Annotated in this window: 19 protein-coding genes and 2 pseudogenes; 14 read left to right on the top strand and 7 right to left on the bottom strand. The window is 70.3% G+C overall.

Annotation, left to right across the window (positions count from 1 at the left end; all coding sequences use genetic code 11):
• The coding region (locus tag PV419_RS51875) for an MFS transporter (protein WP_319701078.1) at positions 1–1,203 on the top strand (1,203 nt) is incomplete at its 5' end.
• Positions 1,204–1,581: 378 nt separating this feature from the next.
• The gene (gene argG, locus PV419_RS51870) at positions 1,582–3,030 is read left to right on the top strand and encodes an argininosuccinate synthase (RefSeq protein WP_319701077.1); all 1,449 of its coding nucleotides are present in this window, start codon (positions 1,582–1,584) and stop codon (positions 3,028–3,030) included.
• A 111-nt stretch (positions 3,031–3,141) separates the two neighbouring features.
• Here the strand turns inward: argG and PV419_RS51865 are convergent.
• The 3 genes and pseudogenes from PV419_RS51865 to PV419_RS51855 form a co-directional block, all read right to left on the bottom strand.
• Positions 3,142–3,606 (bottom strand): annotated as a pseudogene (locus tag PV419_RS51865) (aldehyde dehydrogenase family protein); the annotation flags it as partial.
• A gap of 124 nt (positions 3,607–3,730) precedes the next feature.
• Positions 3,731–5,122: a VOC family protein gene (locus PV419_RS51860; protein WP_319701076.1), complete on the bottom strand. Its 1,392-nt coding sequence runs from the start codon at positions 5,120–5,122 to the stop codon at positions 3,731–3,733.
• A gap of 70 nt (positions 5,123–5,192) precedes the next feature.
• Positions 5,193–5,975, bottom strand: coding sequence for an aminoglycoside phosphotransferase family protein (locus tag PV419_RS51855; protein ID WP_319701075.1), 783 nt, complete (start codon positions 5,973–5,975; stop codon positions 5,193–5,195).
• Between the two features lie 54 nt (positions 5,976–6,029).
• On the opposite strand from PV419_RS51855, the gene PV419_RS51850 reads away from it, so the two are divergent.
• Positions 6,030–6,218 carry a hypothetical protein gene (locus PV419_RS51850; protein WP_319701074.1) on the top strand — a complete coding sequence of 63 codons (189 nt, stop codon included), beginning with the start codon at positions 6,030–6,032 and terminating at the stop codon, positions 6,216–6,218.
• Here the strand turns inward: PV419_RS51850 and PV419_RS51845 are convergent.
• Positions 6,196–7,674, bottom strand: a complete 1,479-nt coding sequence (locus PV419_RS51845; protein ID WP_319701073.1) for a tetratricopeptide repeat protein — start codon at positions 7,672–7,674, stop codon at positions 6,196–6,198. The genes PV419_RS51850 and PV419_RS51845 overlap by 23 nt on opposite strands.
• Positions 7,675–7,704: 30 nt before the next feature.
• Here PV419_RS51845 and PV419_RS51840 point away from each other — a divergent pair, with 30 nt between their 5' ends.
• Positions 7,705–8,391 (top strand): AfsR/SARP family transcriptional regulator, encoded by a 687-nt coding sequence (locus PV419_RS51840; protein WP_319701072.1) that lies wholly within the window; start codon positions 7,705–7,707, stop codon positions 8,389–8,391.
• Positions 8,392–8,565: 174 nt separating this feature from the next.
• On the opposite strand, the gene PV419_RS51835 is transcribed toward PV419_RS51840, so the two are convergent.
• Positions 8,566–9,237 (bottom strand): recombinase family protein, encoded by a 672-nt coding sequence (locus PV419_RS51835; protein ID WP_415925569.1) that lies wholly within the window; start codon positions 9,235–9,237, stop codon positions 8,566–8,568.
• 424 nt (positions 9,238–9,661) lie between these two features.
• Between PV419_RS51835 and PV419_RS51830 the strand changes: the two genes are divergently transcribed.
• The 3 genes from PV419_RS51830 (at position 9,662) to PV419_RS51820 (ending at position 12,007) form a co-directional block, all read left to right on the top strand.
• Complete coding sequence (locus PV419_RS51830) at positions 9,662–10,126, top strand: GNAT family N-acetyltransferase (protein WP_319701071.1); 465 nt, start codon at positions 9,662–9,664, stop codon at positions 10,124–10,126.
• 184 nt (positions 10,127–10,310) lie between these two features.
• Entirely contained in the window at positions 10,311–11,093 is a 783-nt protein-coding gene (locus tag PV419_RS51825; protein WP_319701070.1) for a class I SAM-dependent methyltransferase, read from the top strand.
• 11 nt (positions 11,094–11,104) lie between these two features.
• The gene (locus tag PV419_RS51820; protein ID WP_319701069.1) at positions 11,105–12,007 is read left to right on the top strand and encodes an aminoglycoside phosphotransferase family protein; all 903 of its coding nucleotides are present in this window, start codon (positions 11,105–11,107) and stop codon (positions 12,005–12,007) included.
• Positions 12,008–12,134: 127 nt separating this feature from the next.
• Here the strand turns inward: PV419_RS51820 and PV419_RS51815 are convergent.
• Positions 12,135–12,785, bottom strand: a pseudogene (locus PV419_RS51815) (Tn3 family transposase); the annotation flags it as partial.
• A gap of 200 nt (positions 12,786–12,985) precedes the next feature.
• On the opposite strand from PV419_RS51815, the gene PV419_RS51810 reads away from it, so the two are divergent.
• Together PV419_RS51810 and PV419_RS51805 are read left to right on the top strand one after the other, a co-directional pair.
• Complete coding sequence (locus PV419_RS51810) at positions 12,986–13,324, top strand: GNAT family N-acetyltransferase (protein WP_319701068.1); 339 nt, start codon at positions 12,986–12,988, stop codon at positions 13,322–13,324.
• A gap of 71 nt (positions 13,325–13,395) precedes the next feature.
• Complete coding sequence (locus PV419_RS51805) at positions 13,396–14,151, top strand: VC0807 family protein (RefSeq protein ID WP_415925568.1); 756 nt, start codon at positions 13,396–13,398, stop codon at positions 14,149–14,151.
• Positions 14,152–14,245: 94 nt separating this feature from the next.
• On the opposite strand, the gene PV419_RS51800 is transcribed toward PV419_RS51805, so the two are convergent.
• Positions 14,246–15,412, bottom strand: a complete 1,167-nt coding sequence (locus tag PV419_RS51800; RefSeq protein WP_319701067.1) for a right-handed parallel beta-helix repeat-containing protein — start codon at positions 15,410–15,412, stop codon at positions 14,246–14,248.
• 585 nt (positions 15,413–15,997) lie between these two features.
• Here PV419_RS51800 and PV419_RS51795 point away from each other — a divergent pair.
• The 5 genes from PV419_RS51795 to PV419_RS51775 all read left to right on the top strand — a co-directional run bounded on the left by PV419_RS51795 (position 15,998) and on the right by PV419_RS51775 (position 22,566).
• Complete coding sequence (locus tag PV419_RS51795; RefSeq protein WP_319701066.1) at positions 15,998–16,852, top strand: ABC transporter permease; 855 nt, start codon at positions 15,998–16,000, stop codon at positions 16,850–16,852.
• Positions 16,849–17,736, top strand: a complete 888-nt coding sequence (locus PV419_RS51790; protein ID WP_319701065.1) for a carbohydrate ABC transporter permease — start codon at positions 16,849–16,851, stop codon at positions 17,734–17,736. Before PV419_RS51795 ends, PV419_RS51790 begins: the two co-directional genes overlap by 4 nt.
• 58 nt (positions 17,737–17,794) lie before the next feature.
• Positions 17,795–19,444 carry an extracellular solute-binding protein gene (locus tag PV419_RS51785; protein WP_319701064.1) on the top strand — a complete coding sequence of 550 codons (1,650 nt, stop codon included), beginning with the start codon at positions 17,795–17,797 and terminating at the stop codon, positions 19,442–19,444.
• Between the two features lie 61 nt (positions 19,445–19,505).
• Positions 19,506–20,567, top strand: coding sequence for a LacI family DNA-binding transcriptional regulator (locus PV419_RS51780; protein ID WP_319701063.1), 1,062 nt, complete (start codon positions 19,506–19,508; stop codon positions 20,565–20,567).
• 22 nt (positions 20,568–20,589) lie between these two features.
• Entirely contained in the window at positions 20,590–22,566 is a 1,977-nt protein-coding gene (locus tag PV419_RS51775; protein ID WP_319701062.1) for a DUF2264 domain-containing protein, read from the top strand.
• The last annotated feature ends 173 nt before the right edge of the window (positions 22,567–22,739 follow it).

Genomic DNA, 22,739 nt, shown 5'->3' with positions numbered 1-22,739 from the left:
GCCAAGGCCATCACCGCCTGGGCCGCGACCTCCGGGGTGGCGGTCGCCGTCGGCCCGCTGGTCTCCGGCTGGCTGCTGGAGGACCACGCCTGGGGCTCGGCCTTCCTGATCAACGTGCCGATCGCCCTCCTCGCCGTGTTCGGCGCGCTCGCCCTGGTACCGCCGTCCAAGGCGGAGGGCATGGGCAGGATCGACTACGTCGGTGGTCTGCTGTCGATCGTCACCGTCGGCTCCCTGATCTACGCCGCCATCGAGGGCCCGCACTCCGGCTGGGGCGTCGGCCCCGTCACGGCGGCGGTGGTCGCCGGTGTCGGTCTGGTCGCCTTCGTCGCCTGGGAGCTGCGGCACCCGCACCCGATGCTGGACGTCCGAAAGTTCGCGCTGCGGCCCTTCACCGGCTCGATGCTCGCAGTGATGTTCTTCTTCTTCGGTATGTTCGCCGTGCTCTACTACTCGACGCAGTTCCTGCAGTTCGTCCTCGGCTACGGCCCTCTGGACACGGGTGTACGGCTGCTGCCGCTGGGCGGTGCGGTGTTCCTCGGGTCCGCGGTGACCGGGGTGCTCGCCCCGAAGCTGGGGGTGAGGGTGATGGCCGTGACCGGCATGGCCGTCGGCACGGCGGGCATGTTCCTGCTCACCCAGATCGACAAGGGGTCGACGTACGGGGACTTCCTGGTGCCGCTGATGATGCTGGGCCTCGCGCTCGGACTGGCCATCTCCCCGGCGACCGACACGATCATGGGCTCCTTCCCCGAGTCCGAGCTGGGCGTCGGCGGCGGTGTCAACGACACCGCGCTGGAGCTTGGCGGGGCGCTGGGCATCGCGGTGCTGGGCTCGCTGCTGGGCACGGCCTACCGGGACGAGCTGACCGACCTGGTGGGCAACCGGCTCCCGGCGGAGGCGATGGAGACCGCCAAGGACTCGGTCGGCGCCGGCCTGGCCGTCGCGGAGCGGGTCGCGCAGGATCCCTCCGCCGGGCCCCAGCAGGCCCAGGCCGCCGTGGACGCCGTCCACCAGGCCTTCGCCCACGGAGTCGCCCAGACCAGCCTCATCGGCGGGATCATCATGGCCGCCGGAACACTGATCGTCCTCGCGGTCCTGCCGGGCCGGCGCGGGTTCGCGAAGCAGAGCGCCGAGCCGGGGGCCGGGACGGCGGCGAGCGAGGCGGCGACTGTGCGGGAGCACACCGGGGCCACCCGCTAGATCGCCGGCGGGGCGTCCACCGGATCGCCGGGGACGCGTCCGACGGGGCGCCGGGCACCGCCTCCGCCGGATCGCCCGCCAGGCGCGCCGGGCAGGAGCCCGGCGGCGCGAGACACGCAGGGCGCGGGCATGCTCCACGGTCCACGGCCACGCCAATCCTCTGCCGGAACACACACCGTCCTCGGCCTCCGGGCCGCCCCGGGGCTCTCCTCCGGGGCGGCCCGGAGGCCAAGGGCCGTGATATGCCTGGTCGGCGAAGCCCGGGTGCGGCGCGGGAGCGGGGTTACATCGGCCGGGCCGTCGCGGTCGCGCGGGCGGCCCGGGGCCCGTCATACATCAGCGCTTGCATGATCATGCGAGGTCATGCATACTTCTGCCGTGTCCAAAGTTCTCACCTCCCTGCCTGTCGGCGAGCGTGTCGGGATCGCCTTCTCCGGTGGCCTCGACACCTCGGTAGCCGTCGCGTGGATGCGCGACAAGGGTGCGGTGCCATGCACCTACACCGCTGACATCGGCCAGTACGACGAGCCCGATATCGCCTCGGTACCCGGGCGCGCCTCGGCATACGGCGCGGAGGTCGCCCGGCTGGTCGACTGCCGGGCGGCCCTCGTGGAGGAGGGTCTCGCGGCCCTGGCCTGCGGGGCGTTCCACATCCGGTCCGGTGGCCGCGCCTACTTCAACACGACCCCGCTCGGGCGGGCGGTCACCGGCACCCTGCTGGTGCGCGCGATGCTCGAGGACGATGTACAGATCTGGGGCGACGGCTCCACCTTCAAGGGCAATGACATCGAGCGGTTCTACCGCTACGGTCTGCTGGCCAACCCCTCCCTGCGGATCTACAAGCCGTGGCTGGACGCCGACTTCGTCAGCGAGCTCGGCGGCCGCAAGGAGATGTCGGAGTGGCTGGTCGCTCACGGCCTGCCCTACCGGGACAGCACGGAGAAGGCCTATTCCACCGACGCGAACATCTGGGGCGCGACGCACGAGGCAAAGGCGCTCGAGCACCTCGACGCGGGCATCGAGCTCGTTGATCCGATCATGGGCGTGCGGTTCTGGGACCCGGCCGTCGAGATAGCGGCCGAGGACGTCACGATCGGCTTCGAGCAGGGCCGGCCGGTGACGATCAACGGCAAGGAGTTCGCCTCCGCCGTCGATCTGGTTCTGGAGGCCAACGCCATCGGCGGCCGGCACGGCCTGGGCATGTCCGACCAGATCGAGAACCGCGTCATCGAGGCCAAGAGCCGGGGCATCTACGAGGCGCCGGGCATGGCGCTGCTGCACGCGGCGTACGAGCGGCTGGTCAACGCGATCCACAACGAGGACACCCTCGCCAGCTACCACAACGAGGGGCGGCGGCTCGGCAGGCTGATGTACGAGGGCCGCTGGCTGGACCCGCAGGCGCTGATGGTGCGCGAGTCGCTGCAGCGCTGGGTCGGTGCGGCGGTCACCGGCGAGGTGACGCTGCGGCTGCGGCGCGGTGAGGACTACTCCATCCTGGACACCTCCGGGCCGGCGTTCAGCTACCACCCGGACAAGCTCTCCATGGAGCGGACCGAGAACTCCGCCTTCGGGCCGGTGGACCGGATCGGCCAGCTGACCATGCGCAACCTCGACATTGCGGACTCCCGCGCCAAGCTCGAGCAGTACGCCGGGCTCGGCATGGTCGGCAGCTCCCACCCGGCGCTGATCGGCGCCGCGCAGGCCGCCTCGACCGGGCTGATCGGCGCGATGCCCAAGGGCGCGTCCGAGGCGATCGCCTCGGACGGCCAGGTCTCCGCCGACGACCAGCTGCTCGACCGCGCCGCGATGGAATTCGGCGCCGACTGACCGGCCCCTGGTCACTCATGTACGACGCGGCGGCCCTCACCCGGTCCTGATCCGGGCGAGGGCCGCCGCGTTTCTCGTTCCGCGGGCAAGGGTGGTCAGAGGAAGCCGCGGTCAGAGGAAGCTGACGTTCTGGGCCAGGGACAGCCGGCTGGAGTAGTTGACGGTGTTGGTGGCGCGGCGCATATACGCCCGCCAGGCGTCGGAGCCCGACTCACGGCCGCCCCCGGTCTCCTTCTCGCCGCCGAAGGCGCCGCTGATCTCCGCGCCGGAGGTGCCGATGTTGACATTGGCGATGCCGCAGTCGGAGCCCTCGGCGGACAGGAAGATCTCGGCTTCCCGCTGGTCGCGGGTGAAATTGCTGGACGACAGGCCCTGCGGGACATCGTTGTGCAGCGCGATGGCCTCGTCGAGGGTGTCGTAGGTCAGCACGTACAGGATCGGGGCGAACGTCTCCTCCTGTACCACATCGGTCTGTTCGGCGACGCGGACGACGGCCGGCTCGACGTAGGCGGCCCGGGGCGCGGCGTCGGCCAGGCGCCGGTCGCCGCCCGCCAGAATCTCGCCGCCCTGGGCCCGGAAAGTCGCCGCCGTCCGGGACGGTGACGCCGATGCGCTCGAGGGCGGTCAGCGCGCGTGCGCGCAGGTGGTCGGTGGTGGGCGGTGCGGTGCTGGTCATGGGAGTCCCCGAGGGTGTGAGGGGTCAGCGGGGGGTGCGGTCGAGTTCCAGCTCGTCGGCGACCTGTGCCAGGGAGCGGTTCTGCTGCTCCTCGTAGAGGGCGAAGGGGTCCAGGACGTCGCGTCCGATGGCTCCGGAGAGCCATGCGGCGTCATACGCGGTGCCTTCGTGGTCGTTGTTGCGCATGCCCTCGCCGCTGAGGTTGGACTGGAAGATCCCGGCCGCGGAGCGGGGCAGGAAGTCCTCGTAGACGATGGGCTCGGCGCGCACCCAGCCCTGTTCCGCCAGACCGCCGAGGTCGGCGGGCGGGCGGCTGCCGTCCCGTGGCCGGTCGGGGACCACCCGGTGGGTGAAGTAGGCCAGGCCTCGGGCGGCGAGGTCCTGCTCGCTGCCGGGCATGTGCTGGTCCCATACGGCGCGCGCGAGTTCGCCACGGTCTGCCTCGGGGTGGTGGGCCGCCCGCTGGTCGACCAGGGTGAGAAGCCGGTCGTAGAGAGCGCGGCCTTCCCGGGTGAGGGCGATGCCCCGGGCCTCGACCTCGCCGAACCGCACCCGCAGGGCGCCGCTGACGACGCTGCCGTCGGGGGTGCGCAGGGCGCGGGGTTCGGCGAGGGCGCGGAAGGAGGTCTGGCGCAGCAGGACGTCGGGGCCCTGCCACTTCGGCGGGCCCTGGATGGTGTCGATCATCTCGATGCCGCGTTCGGTCATCCGCCGGTAGAGCCCGTCGATGTCCAGCACGCGCGGGGTGAGGTGGTTGATGTGGGTGCTGCGGACCCCGCCGATGTCCGCGGCGACGGCGGAGATCCGCTCCAGGGTCTCGTACCACACCTTGTCGATGGGCTCGGGTGACAGCTCGAAGGCCCGCACGGCGAGTTGCAGAAAGCGCTCGGCGTCCACGTCGGGCAGCTCCCGCTCCGCCGCCGCACGGTCGGCGAGGGCGAGCAGCTCCACAGGGAACAGTTCACGGCCCGCGAGGAACGTTTCCAGGCGGGAGCGCAGATCGGCGTCGAAGAACCGCGGATCGGCCGGGGTGAGCATGGAGGTGAAGACCCGGAAGGGATTGCGGGCCAGTTCCACGCCGTCGATGGGCCGGAAGGCGGTCGAGACGACGGGAACGGCGCTGGCGGCGGCCTCACGCAGATCGTAGAAGCCGACCGGGTACATGCCCAGGGCGGCGAAGACGAGGGCGACCTGCCGCAACTCCCGTGGGGTTCCGACCCGGATGGCTCCATGGCGCTCGGCGGTCACCCGGCTGATGGATCCCAGGCGCTCGGCGTCGGCGCCCCGGTCGCGCAGGACGTCCTCGTTGACCTCCCGTGAGACATCCACCAGCGTGGTGTAAGCGGGGACCTCCTGCCCGTACATCTCCGAGAGCCGCGCGGCGAAAGCGGCCCGCAGCCGCCATTGGCTGATCATCGAATTCCCGGCCTTTCGATCGGCAGTTCACCACGCTCGGGGTTTCACACCATGGTTCACACCACGAAGCTCAGCCGTCGAGCAGGGCGCGCGCCCACTGGTCCTCGCGCCGCTCGATGTATTCGGCGTCGCTTCGCCAGGCGTCCCCGTGGCCCTCGGCCCACAGGGTGGCCCACGGCTGGTTGCCCCGGGCGGCCTGGTCGCGCAGGAAGTCGTGCATGGCACGCGTACGGCGCCCCAGCAACGGCACCAACTGGCGGCGCTCGGCTTCGTCCAGGCCGTACGCGTCGGCGAAGACCCGCAGCCGGTGCGCGGCATCCGGGCGTTGCCAGTCCGGGTGCGCGGACAGCGGGATGAAACCGTGCATGGCATACGCGACATCCCACAGGCGGGACCCGGGGCCGGCGGTGTCCCAGTCGATGAAGGCCCACTGGTCCTCGGCGCCGACCACGAGATTCCACGGCGCGAGGTCCTGATGGGCGATGATGTCACTGCCCTCGGCCGGCATCAACACCTGCCAGTGCGCGTCGGGCGGCGGCGTGAAGCCCCGCACGGCCTCGTGGTAGTCCCTGATCAGCCGTGCCACGCGGGCCAGTCGCCGAGCGGGCTCCAGCAGGGAGAACCGGTCGGGCCAGACCACCTGTCCCGGCATGAAGGTCAGGACCTCGCGCCCCTGATCGTCGATGCCCAGCGGACGGGGAGCCGCCCGGAACCCCACCTCGTGCAGATGGGACAGCAGGGCATGCACCGCGGGAGTCCACGGCCCGACCGGGCGGCGGACGGTGTCTTTGACACGGACAACGCCATCGCTGACGTTCCCGCCGGACAACGGGTGTTCTTCATCGTGCTGCATGGAGACAGTGTGCCCAGTAGTGCCCCACTTGACGTTCCATGCCGAACCGGCCACATGAACGTCGGTGTACGAGGCAGCGGTGACCTCGCGCGCACCCGGCGGCGAGCGCAGCAGAACACGGGCCCGAGCGTGCTGACCGGCGGTCGGCCCGCGCGGCCGACGCGCCAGGCCGTCGTGCTCGCGTACGAGACGGGGCTGGTCAAGCCGGGAGACCCGCCGGTCACCGGTGGATCAGCGCCCTGAAGCCGGCGCGCACGTCCGCTGTGGACGCCTTGACGTACACGTCCGACGGCGGGCCGAGATCGGTGGGGCCGTAGGTGGTGTACCGGAGCTTCCTGGGGCAGCTCGCGCCGCTGATCTCCACCTCGCGGTCGGTCACGCGCTTTCCGGTCCGCAGCTCGTAGACCTTCACCGGAATCGCGATCTTGTGGAATGTCACATCCCTGGGGAAATTGGGGAAGGTCTTGTTCTCGTAGGGACACGTCCGGACGGAGGTCCCGTGCTCCTCCTCGTCCGCGCAGACCACCAGCACGGCGTGGGCGGCGTCGGTGGTCCGCCACGCGGCCGGGAGCTTGCTCGTGTACGTGTCGTTTCCGTAGAACAGCGCGCGGTTGGTTCCCTTGCCGTAGTGGGCGGCGCCGCTGTACTTGGCCGGTTTGGAGCAGTACGCGGGCTGCGTGTCGCTCGCCCCCTCGAGAAGGTCGCGGACGTGTGCCAGCTCGAGGGTCAGATTGGCCCGCCTGACCCCGCCGCGGGCCTTGGCCGCGAGCCGGTCACCGGGGTACTGGTCGAGCAGCTGCCGGTAACGCGTCCGTGCCTTCTGCCAGTCCTTGCCCGCCATGAGGGCGTCACCGCATCCGACCAGCGCCGCGGGCGCGGTCCGCTTGGCGGTGTCGGCGGACCGGTCCAGCGCGTTGTGGCTGGGCCGGCGGTGGCGGAGCCAGTCGGTGACCGTGACCGTGCGACAGGGGTTCTCGGTGGGCAGGCCGCTGAGGAATCCGTCCAGGACCACGTCGACGGTCTTCCCGTTGCCGGGTTCCGCGAGGACCGAGGAGAGCGTGTCGAAGCCCGCCTTCAGCGCACTGGTGTCCCCGGTCAACCCGGTGGCCAGGTCGGCCTTGGCGGCCCGCAGCCGGTGGCACGCCTTGACGGTCTCGTCGCCGCGGGCGGCCAGCGGGGCGTCGGCTATGCGGTGGCCGATCCACACCCTGTCCTGGGCGGCCAACACTCGTGCGCAGTCGCCGCTTTGGCGGGCTTCGGTCACGCTCCGCGCGATCCTGGAGGCGTCGAACCGCAGGAGCCCCACGGCCAGCAGCACCGGCACCGTGACACCGAGCGCGACCAGACGCCGCGTACGCACCGCCGTCCGGCTCGTACGCCCACCGAGCCCGCCGCGCCCACCGCCTCCACCGCCTCCACCGCCTCCACCGCCTCCACGCGCCAGGAACCACCCATGCGCGATGGCAGCCGCCCACCATATGACCACCACGGCCTCGCACCACGGCCGGGCGACCGAAACCAGGACGGAGACGAGTACGACGGTCACCAATACGGCGGCGACGGCGAGCTTGCGCCACCCCAGGATCAGGTAACCGACGCCGAGCAGTGACGCGTTGCCGAGGGCGACGGCCAGGGGGTCATGTGCCCGGGCCCCGGGCGGCGCGGGCTCCGGCACGGCGGGGTGCGTCGGGTCGTCCATCTCCTGGTCTCTTCCTGTCGCGGAACGGGCGTGGGTCTCCGCATGGTGCGCCCCCGCTCCCGGGACCGGTCCCCGCGGACACGGCGACGCCCCCGGCGCCCTGGCGGCCGACGGCAGCGTGTCCGGCCTGCACCGCAGCTGCTTGGCACACTTTTTTTCACCCGTTCGGCGGGCCGTTGGCTGCTGCGCGGCGCGGGTGGCTACCGTCTGGAGGTCGACGCCGACTCCCTGGACCTGCTGCGCTTCCGGTGCCTGCGGGACGCGGCCCGGAAGGCCGCGGAGGAGGGGGCGGCCGGGCGGGCCGTGGCCCTGAGCGTCGAGGCGCTGGCGCTGTGGCAGGGGCCCGCCGCCTCCGGGATCGCCGCCGCGGTGCGCGGCCACCCACTGCTCGCGGCGCTGGACCGTGAGCACCTGGCGGCGGTCAAGGAGTCGGCCGACCTGGCCCTGGGCGCAGAGGCGGCCGACCTGGTGCTGCCCAAGTTGCGGGCGGCCGCCGCCGCGAGCCCGCTGGACGAACCGCTGTTGTCCCGGCTGGTGCTCGCCCTGACGGCGACCGGGCACCGGTCCGAGGCGCTGGAGGTGTACGCGAGGGCCCGCACCCGCCTCGCCGACGAGCTGGGCATCTCGCCCGGCGCGGAGTTGCTGGCGGCCCAGGCGGTGGCGACCGGGCAAGAGCCCCGGAAGGCGGCGCGTCCGGCGGGGCGGCCCCGCCTCTGACGGTCCGTCCGGGCGCACCGGTTACACCCGGCCCTGGGGACCAACGGAACAGCCAGTAACGCTAAGCACTTGATCTTGCCGCGTTCGCCTACAGCTCGAATGTCAGCTGCCCGCCGGTTTCGAGTGCGGTACGACGGCCCTGGGCCCGGGCGCGGGCGTTCGGATCGGCACGGGTCACCGCTCCGTGGCATCGAGCTGATGCGGGACGGCACCGGCACGCAGTTCACGCAGGTCGGGGATGTGGTTGTAGAGGGTGCCCGGAGAGACGCCCAGCAGCTTGGCGATCGAGGTGATGGAGCGGCCGGGGTCGGGCAGCAGATCCCGGGCGGCGCGGATGACTTCTTCGGTGGCGACTGTCGGGCGTCCACCGACCCGGCCGCGGGCGCGGGCGGCGGCCAGGCCCTCGCGGGTTCCCTGGACGATGAGTTCGCGGATGAACTCCGCCAGGGCGGCGAAGACGTGGAAGACGAGTCGGCCGCCGGGGGTAGTGGTGTCGAGGCTCTCGTGGAGCGAGGTGAAGCCGATGCCGCGCTCGCGCAGTTCGGCGACCATGTTGATGAGGTCCTGGAGGCTGCGGCCGTAGCGGTCGAGCGAAGGGACCACGAGGGTGTCGCCGGCATCGAGGAACGCATGGCACGCCTTCAGTTCCGGGCGCAGGTCGGTCTTGCCGGACTTCTTGTCGGAGAAGATCTTCCAGCACCCGGCGGCGGTCAGCGCGTCGATCTGCCGTTCGAGCTTCTGCCCGCCCGTCGACACCCGCGCGTACCCGATCTTGATTTCGGTGCGGACGAGCGGTTCGGCGACGAGGAGTTCGGGATGGTCGGACGGCTCCGGGAGGTCACTCATGACTCCGGATCATGTCAGAAAACGGTGGTTCGAGGTTCTTGAATGGTCCAGGTTTTTGAAGGGTTTTTTGAAGGCCCTGCGGGGGCGCCGGGAGCCTCGTCCGGTGATCTTCAGAAAACGTTCGTTTCTTGAAGACCGCGTTACTCCGTAACGAGGGTGACGGGGTGATCTCTCGCAGCGAAGGTTGAGTGGCTGTTGGTGCCCCGTCTCGCGCAAGATTCGCTGCTGGTCTCGCCTGACGTTGTCTGTGTCGACGGGCGTGAAGCGGTGGGTCTCACTGAATCGTGCCCATCGGCCTGATCTGTCTCCGGCGTCCGTGTACGCGGTGCCGACAAGGCCGGCGCTCACGATGAGCTGAGTCGCCGCGCGGACTGCACAGAGAAAACGGGAGCGTGAAACGATCAGGGTGCGCGAGACTTCCCCGATGACCACAGACTCCTATGTGCGCCAGGCCCGCGTCGCTGACGCTCCCGCTCTGGCCCAACTGCGCTGGGCTTTCAAGCAAGAGGACTACGAAGGAGATCTCCCCTCACGGGCTCGGTCCATGGACCAGGCCGAGCAGTGGATCCGGGAGCGGCTCGACGACGGACGATGGCTGGCCTGGGTCCTCGAAATCGAGGAAGAGATCTGCGGCCACGTCTTCCTCCACCTCGTCGAGCGAGTCCCGGAGCCTTACGAGGAGAACACCCCCGTCGGCTACGTCACGAACTTCTATGTCGTCCCCTCCCAGCGCAACCGTGGGTTCGGGACCGCCCTGCTTGAGGCTCTGAAACTGCACGCCCGGAGCCTAGGGATGGACGTCCTCATCGTCTGGCCGTCCGAGCGCAGCGACCCTCTCTACCGACGGGCCGGGTTTCGACCGTCGACCGAGCTGCTGGAAACACGATGAACTGAGACGACCACTCCGATCCGATACCCAGGAACTGAACATCGTGAGACACCCGCCTGCCCCCGTCTCACCGGACCTCGCATCCTTGCTGGTCAGGGAACGTCACGAAGCAAGATTCATTGAGACGGGACAGTTGGGACGTGGGGGCCTGTCCGGCGGATCATGTGACTACTAGGCTGCGACGATGCAGTCTGCAGATCAGGACCAAGCGAACGACTACGACAGCTTCGCCGCAACGTACTCAGCGGAAAACGAGAATAGCCTCGTAAACGCGTACTACGAGCGGCCCGCAATGTTGGCCCTGGCCGGAGACGTGACTGGCCGTCGGATCCTGGACGCTGGCTGCGGCTCAGGCCCCCTGTCCTCTGCACTACGCGACCGCGGTGCCGTCGTCACCGGCATCGACGCCAGCGCCGGGATGCTGGCGCTGGCGAGGCGGCGGCTCGGCGACGATGTAGCCCTCCACGTGGTCGACCTATGCGACCCTCTGCCGTTCGACGACGGGACGTTCGACGACGTGGTCGCGTCGCTGGTGCTGCACTACCTGGAAGACTGGGGACCGACGCTGGCCGAGTTGCGGCGGGTACTCCGGCCCGGCGGCCGGCTGATCGCGTCGGTGAGCCACCCTTTCACGGCCTACGCGCACCGGGATCCCCGACCCGACTACCACGCGACCAGCAGCTATACCTTCGACTGGACTCTCAACGGGCATTCCGTCCCGATGGAGTTGTGGCGCAGGCCGTTGCACGCGATGACCGATGCCTTCACCACGGCCGGCTTCCGTCTTTCCGTCATCAGCGAGCCGCAGCCCGAACCGGCCGCCCGCGAACTGTTCCCGGACGGCTTCCAGGACCTGTCGACCAACCCCAACTTCCTGTTCTTCGTCGTCGAGGTACCGCCGTCGGCCACGGCTCAGGCAGCTAGCCAATCGCGGATCACGAGCGAAGCCAGAATCCTGCCCCAGTAGTGTGGCTTCGCATGACCGACTCCGAGATCGAGATCACCGCAGACCTGGTCCATGACCTGCTGCAGGAGCAGCATCCGGACCTCGCAGGACTGGCCATCCGCGAAGTAGCGGGCGGGTGGGGCAACCAAATGTGGCGCCTTGGGGACGACCTGGCTGTGCGCATGCCGCGTACAGAGGGTGCCCCGGAACTCCTGCGCAAGGAGTGCCGGTGGCTGCCCGTCCTGGCCCCACGCCTGCCGCTTCCGGTCCCCAACCCCGTACGGATCGGTGAACCGTCCGCGCGATTCCCGAAGCCCTGGACCATCATGACGTGGGTCCCTGGCGAGCCGCTGGACTACACCTCCATCAGCCGCGGCGACCACGCGGCCGACACTCTGGCGGGCTTCCTCAAGGCACTCCACGTGGAGGCGCCCGAAGACGCGCCGATCAGTGAGGACCGCGGCGACCACCCCAAGAAGTGCACGGACGGATTCGACCACTTCTTCCACGCCGTCGTCCCCGACGACCTCGCCGACAATGTCCGGGCCGTCTGGGACGACGCCGTCGCGGCGCCCGAGTGGGAGGGCCCGCCGCTCTGGGTGCACGGCGACCTTCATCCCGCGAACGTCGTCGTCTCGGACGGGACCCTCTCAGGCGTGATCGACTTCGATGCCATGTTCGCCGGCGATCCGGCCTGGGACCTCGCGGCCGCATGGGTCGTCCTTCCCGCTGGCGCCGCGGCACCCTTCTTCGACGCATACGCGCAGGCAGACGAGGGGACGATCCGGCGCGCCCGCGGGCTGGCCGCCCTGAAGAGCCTGTTCCTCATGCTCATGGGCCAGAACGGCGACCGGGGACTTCCTGGCGGCAAGCCGACCTGGGGACCCGCAGGCCGGTCAGCACTTGATCGTGTTCTGAGAGACGGTTCGATGTAGGCACGGAGCGACGAGCCTCATCCGATACTCGCTACCGGAGCTGCCGCAACCTCTGTGTCCCGTCCCCACCGGTCGGCGGCGGGCTTCCCGGAGCACAACGACCCGCCCCGGACGGCGGATGCGGCGCTCACTCCTCCTGGCCGTCGTCGTCCTCGTCGAGGTCGACGGCATCCGGGTCGCGCAGAGGCCGCAGCCCCTTCACCGGCTGGGATGCGGTGAAGCTGTAGCGGCCCAGGCAGTTGAGGTTCTTGTGCTTGAGCGGGGACAGCCGCGCGATGTCCTCGTCCCTGATCTCGTGGCCCTCGGCGCGGAGCTGGGCGACAGCGGCGTCGATGTAGCGCGTCGTCCACAGCACCACGGCGTTCAGCACGAGCCCCAGTGCCCCGAGCTGGTCCTCCATCCCGTCCCGGTACGCCTGGTGGATGGTGCCCTTCCTGCCGTGGCAGATGTCGCGGGCGAGCTTGTGGCGGGATTCCTGCACAGTGAGCTGCTTGTGCATCTGGCGGCGGTAGGTGTCGTCGACCGGGTCGACGACGGCGAGCAGGTGCAGGGTCTTGGCGATGCGCCCGTACTCGGCGAACGCCTGTCCCAGCGGGGTGGGATGGCCCTCGCGGCCGAACATCCGCAGCAGGTCGTAGGCGCGGACCTGGTTGGTGACCAGGGAGCCGGCGACCCGCAACATGTCCGGCCAGTGCGTGATCACCTTCTTCACGTTCACCTTATTCCGCACGATTGCCTCCAGCGGTCCGTACCCGCCCGCCGTCTCGGCGCCGGGCATCTCTTGGAGAGATCAGCGCACGGCTCGATCAGCGCACGACGAGATCAGCTGCGCCCTGCCGGCCGCGACGACGCCGCCGCCGGTGCACTGTCGGGCAAGGCCCCGTGCGCTGTGCGCTCACCCGCGCCCCCGCCACCGCCCCGCGGGTTAGGTTGACACCGGGCATGAGCCCCGCACCGCCGACGCCGAACGGAAACACGATGACACAGCCAGCCGCAGCTCCCGTGGTCAGCCGAGAAGACCACAAGCAGCGCTACGAGATCCTGGTCGATGGGCAGCTCGCCGGCTTCACGGAATACCGTGACCGCGGCGAACAGCGCGTTTTCTACCACACCGAGATCGACGACGCCTTCGCCGGGCAGGGCCTCGCTTCCCTCCTCGTCCAGCAGGCGTTGACCGACGTACGCGACAGCGGGCGCCGCGCCGTGCCCATCTGCCCCTACGTGGCGAAGTTCCTGAAGAAGCACACCGAGTTCAGCGACATCACCGACCCTGTCACCCCCGAGGCCCTGCAGTGGCTCCGGACGACGCTGCACTGACCGGATGGCCTCCACCGCGCGCCTGTTCTAGGCTCCTTCCGCACGACCGAGCACGATTTACGGGGGGACCTGTGCACAGTCAGGACACGACCACGCCGGGCGCTCAGAGCGCGCCCGACACGCAGCCGGCGGGGCCGGACGAACGCCCGGCGCCGCCCGCCCGGTCCAGGGGCGCCGCCGCCCTCGGCTGGGCCCTCACCATCGCCCTCAACGTCGTCGCGCCGATCATCACGTACAACGCGCTCCACGACCACGGATGGAGCGAATTCGCCGCGCTTCTGGCCAGCGGCGCCTGGCCGGTGCTCGACAGCGCCGTCCATCTCGCGTGGCGCCGCCGCCTCGACGAATTCGCCGTCGTCACCCTCGTCTTCCTTGTGATCACGGCCGTGGTGTCGCTCGTCGGCGCCCACTCGGCCCGCGCGCTGCTGGTCAAGGACTCGGGTGTGACGGGCCTGTTCGGGCTGCTGTGCCTGGTGACGCTGCTGGCTCCGCGCCCGCTGATGTTCTACTTCGGGCGCAAGTTCGCCACCGACGGCACCGAGGCGAGCACCGCCTGGTGGAACGGCCTGTGGCAGTTCGAGGGCTTCCGCAGGACCATGATGACGATGACGACGGTCTGGGGCGTGGCGTACCTGCTGGAGGCCGGGGTCCGGGTCGTGCTGGCCTACGCGCTGCCCACCGACACCATGGTGGTGCTCAGCCCGGTCCTGATCTACAGCGTGCTCGGTGCCCTCGCCCTGTGGACGGGCTGGTACGCCAAGCGGTCGCAGCGCAAGGGCGAGGAGCGCGCCGCGGCGGCCGAGGCAGCGGCCGCCGCTCAGGCCTGACCGGACCCGGCCTGACCGGACCCGGGCCTGACCGGACCCGGGCCCGCGTGGCGGCGGTGTCCCATGGGCGCCCCATGCCGCCACGCGGTCGGGTTCAGCAGATGCTCTGGCTGCTGTTCACCAGCCGGTTGTTGCGGAACACGGTGTTCTCGCCGCAGGGGCTCTCCCTGATGGCCGAGTTGGTCACGGTGAGGTTCTGGACGGTGATATCCCGGTTGTTGGCGAACTCCGTGCGCGCGGCGAGCCGGATCTCGCCCCCGCCCGTGACGGTGCCGCTCTGCGCGGCGAGGTTCACGTTGTAGCAGTTCTCCACGAGGATCGCGTTGTTGCCGGTGTTGGAGATCGTCACCTTGTCGATGACCGCGCCTCCGCTCTCGGAGACACAGAACACTCCGCGCCCACCGCCGCGCGCGATGACCTCGCCGACCCGGATGTTGGTGGGATAACTACTTCCGACACGGCCATTGCGGTTGGCCATGCGGAAGGCCGCATAGCCGGTGCCGGCGCCCGCGTTGTCCGCGTCGACCTTGGTGACGGTGGCGTTGATGGTCTGATTGAGCAGCAGGCCCGACTCGCCCACGTTGCGAGCGGTGACGGTGCCGATGGTGATGCCGTCCACACCGTAGGTCTCCACCGCGTGGCTGGAGGCTCCGGAGACGTAGACGTTGTCGATCCTGACGTTCTTCGTCCACTGGCTGGTGTCACCGCGGTTGTCGATCCTGACCCCGAGGCCGGCCGACAGACGCATGTCGATCTGGCCGAGCACCACGTTCTGGACGTTGCGCAGGAAGATCCCGTACAGCGGGCTGCCGGTGACCTTGAGGTTCTGGATCTCGATGTCCCGTGCGCCACGGGCGTAGACCGGCGCCTGGTCCCCGGAGCCGCTGCCGGTGACGTTGATCGTGCCGCAGACGTCCAGCGCGGTGTAGCTGGGCAGTGAGATGCGGGAGTTGGCACTGACGGAGCCGGAGCCGCGGACGACGACGCGCTCCTTGGACGTGCGGCCGGCCGTAAGGCTGTTGATCGCCGCCTGCGCCGCGGCACGCATATCGGTGCCCGTGTAGACGACGCTGCTCCCGTGCCGCGCGGTCCAGGTACTGCCGCTCAGCACGGCTTCCGCCTGGTACGAACCATCGCCGCAGGCCGCGAGCCGCGGCGAGGTCTCGGCGGTGGCCGGCTCCGCGGAGCCTTGGAGCGCCGCGGCGACGGCCGACGGACTCGGCCCGGCGGCGAGCGCGAGGAGGGCCACGGCGCCGGTCATGGCAGCCCGCGTCCGGCGAACCACATGAGCGTGTCTTGGCGCGCTGCGCGGGCTGGACCGAGGAGCCGCGCAGCGACGGAGGAGCGAGCAGTGACGAGGGAAGCCCGCGCGTAGGAGCGCGCCAAGACTGAGCGGGAAGAGGGGCGCGCGTTGAAGCGCGCCAAGACTGAGCGGCAAGGAGGGAGGTGCGGCTCTGCGTCCCATCTCGTCATCTCCTGTGTGGGGGTCGGCTCCCCGCCCTGGGCCCGCGCATCGCTGGAGTGACGCATCCTCACACACCGTTCTGCGGCAGGGCGGAGCAAGCGCTTTCTGGAGTGTGGCCGCGAGTCTGGCAGCGCCCGGCCCGAGCGTCAAGGCACGGCGTCACCCGTGGAACCAACAGATGCGTCAGAAGTGTTGACCCCAGACTGAAAACGTTTTAACTTCCCCTCACTCCATACCCACAGCCGAGGAGGCTCCGTGGCAGCGTTGCTACGCGAGCGCCCTGGGAAATCGACGGTGAGCCGCCCCTCCCGTCACCCGTCAGGCGCTTCGATCAAGCGAAAAGGTTTTCAAAGGCGCCGCAGCCGGACGCTGTTCCTGCTGATGGTGCCCGGGCTCGCGTACTTCCTGGTGTTCCACTACGGCGCGCTGGTCGGCAACGTCATCGCCTTCAAGGAGTACGTGCCCTTCGACGGCATTTGGGGCAGCCCCTGGACCGGTCTCGGCAACTTCCAACGGATGCTGGAAGACGGCGCTTTCTGGGACGCGGTGCTCAACACCTTCTGGATCGCGGTCCTCCAGCTGGTCTTCTACTTCCCCGTCCCGCTCGCCCTCGCGCTGCTGCTGCACAGCCTCACCTGGTCCACCGTGCGCCGCTTCGTGCAGTCGGTGGTGTATCTGCCGCACTTCATCTCGTGGGTAATCGTCGTCGCCCTGTTCCAGCAGGTCCTGGGGGACACGGGCATGCTGAACGGCTACCTTGGCGACGCCGGTCTGCACACCGTGGACATCATCGGCAACCCGGACGCCTTCAAGCCGCTGGTGGTAGCGCAGGTGATCTGGAAGGACGCCGGCTGGGGCACCATCATCTTCCTGGCCGCACTGTCGCAGGTCGACGAGCAGCAGTACGAGGCCGCCGCGATCGACGGGGCGGGGCCCTGGCGGCGCTTCTGGCATGTCACACTGCCCGCGATCCGCCCGGTGATTGTGCTGCTGCTCATCATGCGGCTGGGCGACATCCTCTCCGTCGGCTTCGAGCAGATGCTGCTCCAGCGCGACGCGGTCGGCCCGCAGGCCGCCGAGATCATCGACACCTTCGTCTACTACCAGGGCATCGTCGGCGGCGACTACGGATTCGCGGCGGCAGCGGGCCTGTTCAAGGGCCTGGTCGGCGCCCTGCTCGTGTACGCGGCCAACAAGGTCGCCCACCGGCTCGGGGAACAGGGGGTCTACAAGTGAGCGCCCAGGTGCGGCCCGGCTGGATGGAGAAGCCGGGGCCCGTCACTCAGGTCGCCAAGGCGGTCGCCCTCGTCGTGGTCGTGCTGCTGATCTGTGTGCCGTTCCTCGTGATCCTGTCGACCTCGCTCGCCTCTCAGCGCGAGGTGGTGGCGGGCGGCGGCTGGGTGCTGTGGCCCGAGAACCCGACCCTCAAGGCCTACCGGGACATCCTCGACGGCGGCATCGTCACCCACGCGCTCGGCGTCAGCGCGGGCGTCACCATCGTCGGCACGCTGCTCAGCCTCATCTGCACGGTCACCCTCGCCTACGCCCTGTCCCGCCCCGGCGTGTTCGGCGGCAGGCCCGTCCTCCTGCTCGTCCTGTTCACCTTCCTCTTCCCGCCCGGCATGATCCCGAACTTCCTGCTCGTCAAGGAACTCGGGCTGCTCGACTCCTACGCCTCGCTGATCCTCCCGGTGCTGATCAGCGTGTTCAACCTCGTCGTCCTGCGCGGCTTCTTCCAGGCCATCCCCGAGGAGCTGTACGAGGCGGCCCGTCTGGACGGCGCGGGAGACCTGCGCGTCCTGTGGTCGGTCGTGCTGCCCCTGTCGAAGGCCGCGCTGGCCGTCGTCGGCCTGTTCTACGCCGTGGCCTACTGGAACTCCTGGTTCTACGCCTCGCTCTACCTCGAGAGCGACCACTGGCCCCTCCAGCAGGTGCTGCGCACCTATGTCGTGACCGGCTCCGGGCTCACGGACACCACCACCGGCGAGGCCACGGTGAACGCACCGCAGACGATCCAGATGGCGATTCTGGTGATCGCCACCGTGCCGATCCTGCTCGTCTACCCCTTCCTTCAGAAGTACTTCACCAAGGGCGTGCTCACCGGCGCCATCAAGAGCTGAGAACCAGCAAGAGCTGAAAAGCACCAGCAAGAGCCGCACCCAGAAAGGTCACTCGCCCATGCCCAGCATGTCCCGACGCACTCTGCTGCGTTCCATGGCCACCGGTGGCGCCGCGGTCTGCGTCCCCGGTCTGCTGACCGCGTGCTCCACCGGTTCGGACGACGGCGACGTCACCAACGCCGGCAAGAAGCTCGCCGCGTGGCCCGCCTACCGGGCGGCCTCGGGCGCCAAGCCGGACCTCGCCGCCACCGAGACGGGGGTCCAGGCCGGCTACACCTCCTACCCCTCCGACCTGGCCACCTCGGTCGCGCGCACACCGGGCGACGGCTCCACGGTCAAGGTCATGTCCGTCACCTTCGGCACACCGCCGAAGGGACGCGGGCAGAACCAGTACTGGCGGGCCGTCGAGAAGGCCCTCGGCGTCAAGATCGAGTACACCATCGTCTCGCAGGCCGACTACCAGAAGAAGATGGCCACGGTGATGGCCGGCGACCCCGAGTCGCTGCCGGACATCATCAACATCTTCTCCGGCTTTGTCCTGCCCCGCGAGGCGCAGTTCGTGCAGCGCAGGGCCCAGGACCTGACCCCGTTCCTGTCGGGCGACGCCATCAAGGACTACCCCAACCTGGCGGGCATCCCCATCCACGCCTGGCGCGACATGGGCCGCATCGGGGGCCGCCTCTACGGCATCCCCCTCGAACGCCCGCTGCCCGGCTCCACGCTGTGGACCAACCAGGGCATGTTCACCGACGCCGGAATGAAGCAGGGCTGGACCTCGCAGGACTTCGCCGACGTCGCCAAGAAGGCCACCCACGGCAAGACATACGCGCTGGGCGCCGCCACCGGCTCGCTGTTCGGCAACGGGGTGCACTCCGCCGCCCACAACGCCCCGCAGGGCTGGGCCGTGGACAAGAAGGGCGCCTTCCACCCGAACTACACCGACGAGCGCTACAAGGCGGCGATCGCCTTCCAGGCCCAGCTGCGCAAGAACGGCTCCTACCACCCCGACGCCACCTCGCTGTCGTCGGTGGACCTGAACACACTGTTCCTCAACGGCACCGTCGGCTCCCAGCAGAACGGCTTCGGCTCCTACCAGACCCTCTACCCCGACTCCAAGGGCCTGCTCACCCCCGCACCCGCCACCCCCTACAGCGTGGACGGCGCCCCCGGCGGCCTCGTCGCTGCCCGCCGCTCCTTCGGCTACACCATCCTGAAGAAGGCCAAGAAGGAACGCGTCGAACTGCTGCTGCGCCTCCTCGACTACCTGGCCGCGCCGTTCGGCACCAAGGAATGGGAGCTGGTGCACTACGGCCTGGAGGGCGTGCACTTCACCCGGGACAAGGACGGCGCGCCGAAAACCAGCAAGCTCGGTCAGGTGGAGAACGTCAACAACCTCCCCTTCAGGTATCTGGCCGAGGGTCCGCAGGTGCTGTTCGTGCCGGGCAGGCCGGAGGTCGTGCGCGCCCTGCACGCCTGGCAGCAGAAGGTGGTCCCGGTCGCCATCCGCAACGCCTCGTGGGGGCTGCAGTCCCGCACCTACACCACTCAGGGCACCACCCTCAGGGCCCTGATGGACGACACGATCACCGCGGTCATCGCCGGACGTTCCCCGATGTCCGCATACGACGACGCCGTCAAGACGTGGCGCTCCCGCGGTGGCGACAGGATGGCCGAGGAGTACGCCAAGGAACACGCCGCCAACAGCTGAGACGGCGCCAATCGCTGTGCCGGCCCGACGACCAGGTGACACGAGGAGAAAAGGAAACGGCATGGCGGCGATGGGGCGGGGGCGGGTCACGATCCGCGATGTGGCGCAGCGGGCGGGCGTGTCCCCCGCCACCGTCTCCCGTGTGCTGAGCGGGAAGTACCCGGTGCCGCCGGCCACTCGTACCCGAGTACTGCGTGCCGCGCGGGCCCTGGACTATGTCGCCAACGCCCATGCCCGCGCCCTGGTCGGCGGCGGCCGCAAGATGGTCGCCGTCGTCCTGCGCCAGGTCACCAACCCGTTCTACGCGCAGGTCGCCGAGGGCGTCGAAGCGGAGGCGACGGCCCATGGCCGGCTGTGCCTGGTCGGCAGCACGGGCGGCGACCCGCAGCGGGAGATGGAGTTCGTGCAGCTGATGCGGGAGGAGGGCGCCGGCGTGGTCATCCTGGCGGGCGGCGTGGTCGAGGACGCCGCCTACCGGGAACGGGTGGCTCACTATGCCCACGCCCTGGACGCCTCCGGCTCCCGGCTGGTGCTGTGCGGCCGTCCCTCGCCCGACCCCGACCTGCCGGCGCTGGTCGTCGTCTTCGACAACGAGGCCGGCGCCAAGGCCATCACCAGCCACCTGATCTCGGCGGGACACCGGCGGATCGTGTTCCTGGGCGGACTGCCCGGCAACACGGCCCTGGACGCCCGCGTCCTGGGCTACCGTGCCGCGCTCGCCACGCACGGCCTGCCGGCCGAGTCCGCGCACATCGTCGACTGCGGCCTGGGCCGCGCCGCCGGACACCGCGCCATGGTCGAACTCCTCAAGCAAACACGGGAGTTCACCGCCGTCTTCGCCGGGGACGACATGGTCGCCGCGGGCGCCCTGCGCGCCATCGCCGACGCGGGCCTGCGCGTCCCCGACGACATCTCCCTCGTCGGCTACAACGACATCCCCCTCGCCCAGGACTTCGACCCCCCGCTCACCACCGTCCATACCCCCGCCGAGGAGCTGGGGCGGGCCGCGGTGCGCCTGGCCCTGCGCGATCCCGAAGAGACCGCCGAGACCCACCATGTGCTCGGCACCCACATCGTCGTACGCGACAGCGTGAGCCCGCCCTCGTCCGCACGCGCACAGTGACACACGGAGGACCCGACCCGGCATGACCGCGCCGCATCTTTCGGTCGACACCAACCACCTGCCGCCCCCCGACCCCCGACGGTCGCCGTACACGGGCTACACCCGTGCCCACTGGGAGGCCACCGCTGACCGCCTGCTGACCGCACTCGTCCCGTACGCCTCACCCGGCCTGGCCCAGTACCGGCTTCCCGGCCCGGCCAGCCACTCCGGCGCATGGTCGGACGGTCTTGAGGGCTACGCCCGCTCCTTCCTGCTCGCCGCCTTCCGCATCGCCGGCGCCGGGGGAACCGGCAGCACCGACAGCACCGACATTCAGGCGCTCATCGAGCGCTATGCCACCGGCCTCGCCGCCGGTACCGATCCCCGCCACCCGGAGCGGTGGCCCCCCATCACCGACCGCGGCCAGCCCATGGTGGAGGCCGCGTCCATCGCGATCGCCCTGCACGAGACGCGCCCGTGGCTCTGGGACCGGCTGCCCGACGCCGTACGCCAACGGGCCGCCGCATGGCTCGGCGGTTTCGTGGGGGCCACGGCCAACGACTCCAACTGGCGTCTCTTCCAGGTCATCACCGAAGAGTTCCTCGCCTCGGTCAACGCGCCCCACAGCCGCGCCGAGATCGACGCGGGCCTGGCGCGTCTGGACGACTGGTACCGGGGCGGCGGCTGGTACACGGACGGCGACGGACGGAAATTCGACTACTACAACGCCTGGGCCCTCCATCTGTACCCCGTCCTGTGGGCGCGCATCGCCGGCCCCCGTGCCGACGCCGCCCTGGTCGCCGAACACCGGGCCCGTCTGCACACTTTTCTGGGCACTCACCAGTACTTCTTCGGCTCCGACGGCGCACCCGTCCACCAGGGCCGCTCCCTCACCTACCGCTATGCCACCACCGCGCCCCTGTGGGCGGGCGCCCTCACCGACGCCACGCCGCTGCCGCCCGGCCGCACCCGCCGCCTGGCCTCCGGCGCCCTGAAACACTTCGCCGACCACGGCATCCCCGACGCGAACGGCCTGCTGAGCCTGGGCTGGTACCGCCCCTTCCGCCCGGCCACCCAGCCCTACTCCGGACCCGCCTCGCCCTACTGGGCGAGCAAGGCCTTCCTCGGCCTGCTGCTCCCCGCCGAACACCCGGTGTGGACGGCGACCGAGGAACCCGGCCCCGTGGAGACCGCCGACCACTGCCTGGCCCTGCCCGCCCCGGGCTGGCTGCTGCACTCCACCGCGGCCGACGGGATCGTACGCCTGGTCAACCACGGCAGCGACCGGCTGCCGCCCCCGCCCGCCACCCCCCAGGACAGCCCGCACTACACCCGGCTCGCCTACTCCACCGCCACCGCGCCGGAGACCCCGCCCGGCGACGAACCGCCCAGCCCCGACAACCACATCGCGCTGCTGTACCCCTCGGGCCCCTCCCGCCGGGGCCGCATCCATCCGCTGTACGCCGAAGACCGCCGCGCCGCCTCCTGGCATACCCCGCTCGGCCCGGAGGGCGAGGAGCCCTCGCGCTCCGCCTCGCGCATCGCCACGGCCGGCCTCGTGCACGGCCCCTGGGAGGTGCGTGTGCACCAGGTCCAGGCCCCGCCCGGCACCGCCGTACGCGAGGGCGGCTGGGCCGTGGCCTGCGACACCGCCCCACCCGCCGCGGACACCGGCCCCGGCTGGGCGCTGGCCCGCCGCCGCGACGGCCTGACCACCGCACTCGTGGCCCTGCTCGGCTGGGAGGACGAGGACGGGCCGCCCCATGGGGCGGTGGCGCAGGCGCGGGACCACAACGCCTGCGGCCACTACTCGGCGACTCCCCTGCTCACCTTGGACCGGCACCCAGGCGGCACCCGTTTACTGGTCACGCTGGTCCTCCTCACGGCCGACCCGGAGGTCTGCCGCGACATCCACGCCGTGCGCTCCGCCGCCCGGGCCGGTGTGACACCGGACGGATCGGTCGAGATCCGCTTCCCGGACGGGGTGATCGAGCGGGTACGGGCGACCGCCTGGGCCTGAGTGCTAGCTAGGAGCGTGTCTCAGTAACCGGCAATCAGGCCACGCCTGGAGCCTGACACCATGCGACGCTGGCCGGCGTGCCGCCGCCGGTACACCGGCGGCGCGCCAGTCGGCGCCGTTGTGGCTACGCGGCCCCGGCGGGCTCTGAGAAGGGCTCGGTCATCGCAAGGCGT

The sequence above is a fragment of the Streptomyces sp. ME19-01-6 genome (assembly GCF_033793745.1).
GTDB lineage: Bacteria > Actinomycetota > Actinomycetes > Streptomycetales > Streptomycetaceae > Streptomyces.
The sequence above is the reverse complement of the archived record's forward strand: the minus strand, read 5'-3'. Positions and strand labels throughout refer to the sequence as shown.

What these genes read in the sequence shown, in the direction of transcription:
- PV419_RS51860 (WP_319701076.1), bottom strand. Translation starts at nt 5,122, where the DNA reads ATGATCAGCCAATGGCGGCTGCGGGCCGCTTTCGCCGCGCGGCTCTCG.
- PV419_RS51855 (WP_319701075.1), bottom strand. Translation starts at nt 5,975, where the DNA reads ATGCAGCACGATGAAGAACACCCGTTGTCCGGCGGGAACGTCAGCGAT.
- PV419_RS51850 (WP_319701074.1), top strand. Translation starts at nt 6,030, where the DNA reads ATGAACGTCGGTGTACGAGGCAGCGGTGACCTCGCGCGCACCCGGCGG.
- PV419_RS51845 (WP_319701073.1), bottom strand. Translation starts at nt 7,674, where the DNA reads ATGGACGACCCGACGCACCCCGCCGTGCCGGAGCCCGCGCCGCCCGGG.
- PV419_RS51835 (WP_415925569.1), bottom strand. Translation starts at nt 9,237, where the DNA reads ATGAGTGACCTCCCGGAGCCGTCCGACCATCCCGAACTCCTCGTCGCC.
- PV419_RS51830 (WP_319701071.1), top strand. Translation starts at nt 9,662, where the DNA reads ATGACCACAGACTCCTATGTGCGCCAGGCCCGCGTCGCTGACGCTCCC.
- PV419_RS51825 (WP_319701070.1), top strand. Translation starts at nt 10,311, where the DNA reads ATGCAGTCTGCAGATCAGGACCAAGCGAACGACTACGACAGCTTCGCC.
- PV419_RS51820 (WP_319701069.1), top strand. Translation starts at nt 11,105, where the DNA reads ATGACCGACTCCGAGATCGAGATCACCGCAGACCTGGTCCATGACCTG.
- PV419_RS51810 (WP_319701068.1), top strand. Translation starts at nt 12,986, where the DNA reads ATGACACAGCCAGCCGCAGCTCCCGTGGTCAGCCGAGAAGACCACAAG.
- PV419_RS51800 (WP_319701067.1), bottom strand. Translation starts at nt 15,412, where the DNA reads ATGACCGGCGCCGTGGCCCTCCTCGCGCTCGCCGCCGGGCCGAGTCCG.
- PV419_RS51795 (WP_319701066.1), top strand. Translation starts at nt 15,998, where the DNA reads ATGGTGCCCGGGCTCGCGTACTTCCTGGTGTTCCACTACGGCGCGCTG.
- PV419_RS51785 (WP_319701064.1), top strand. Translation starts at nt 17,795, where the DNA reads ATGCCCAGCATGTCCCGACGCACTCTGCTGCGTTCCATGGCCACCGGT.
- PV419_RS51780 (WP_319701063.1), top strand. Translation starts at nt 19,506, where the DNA reads ATGGCGGCGATGGGGCGGGGGCGGGTCACGATCCGCGATGTGGCGCAG.
- PV419_RS51775 (WP_319701062.1), top strand. Translation starts at nt 20,590, where the DNA reads ATGACCGCGCCGCATCTTTCGGTCGACACCAACCACCTGCCGCCCCCC.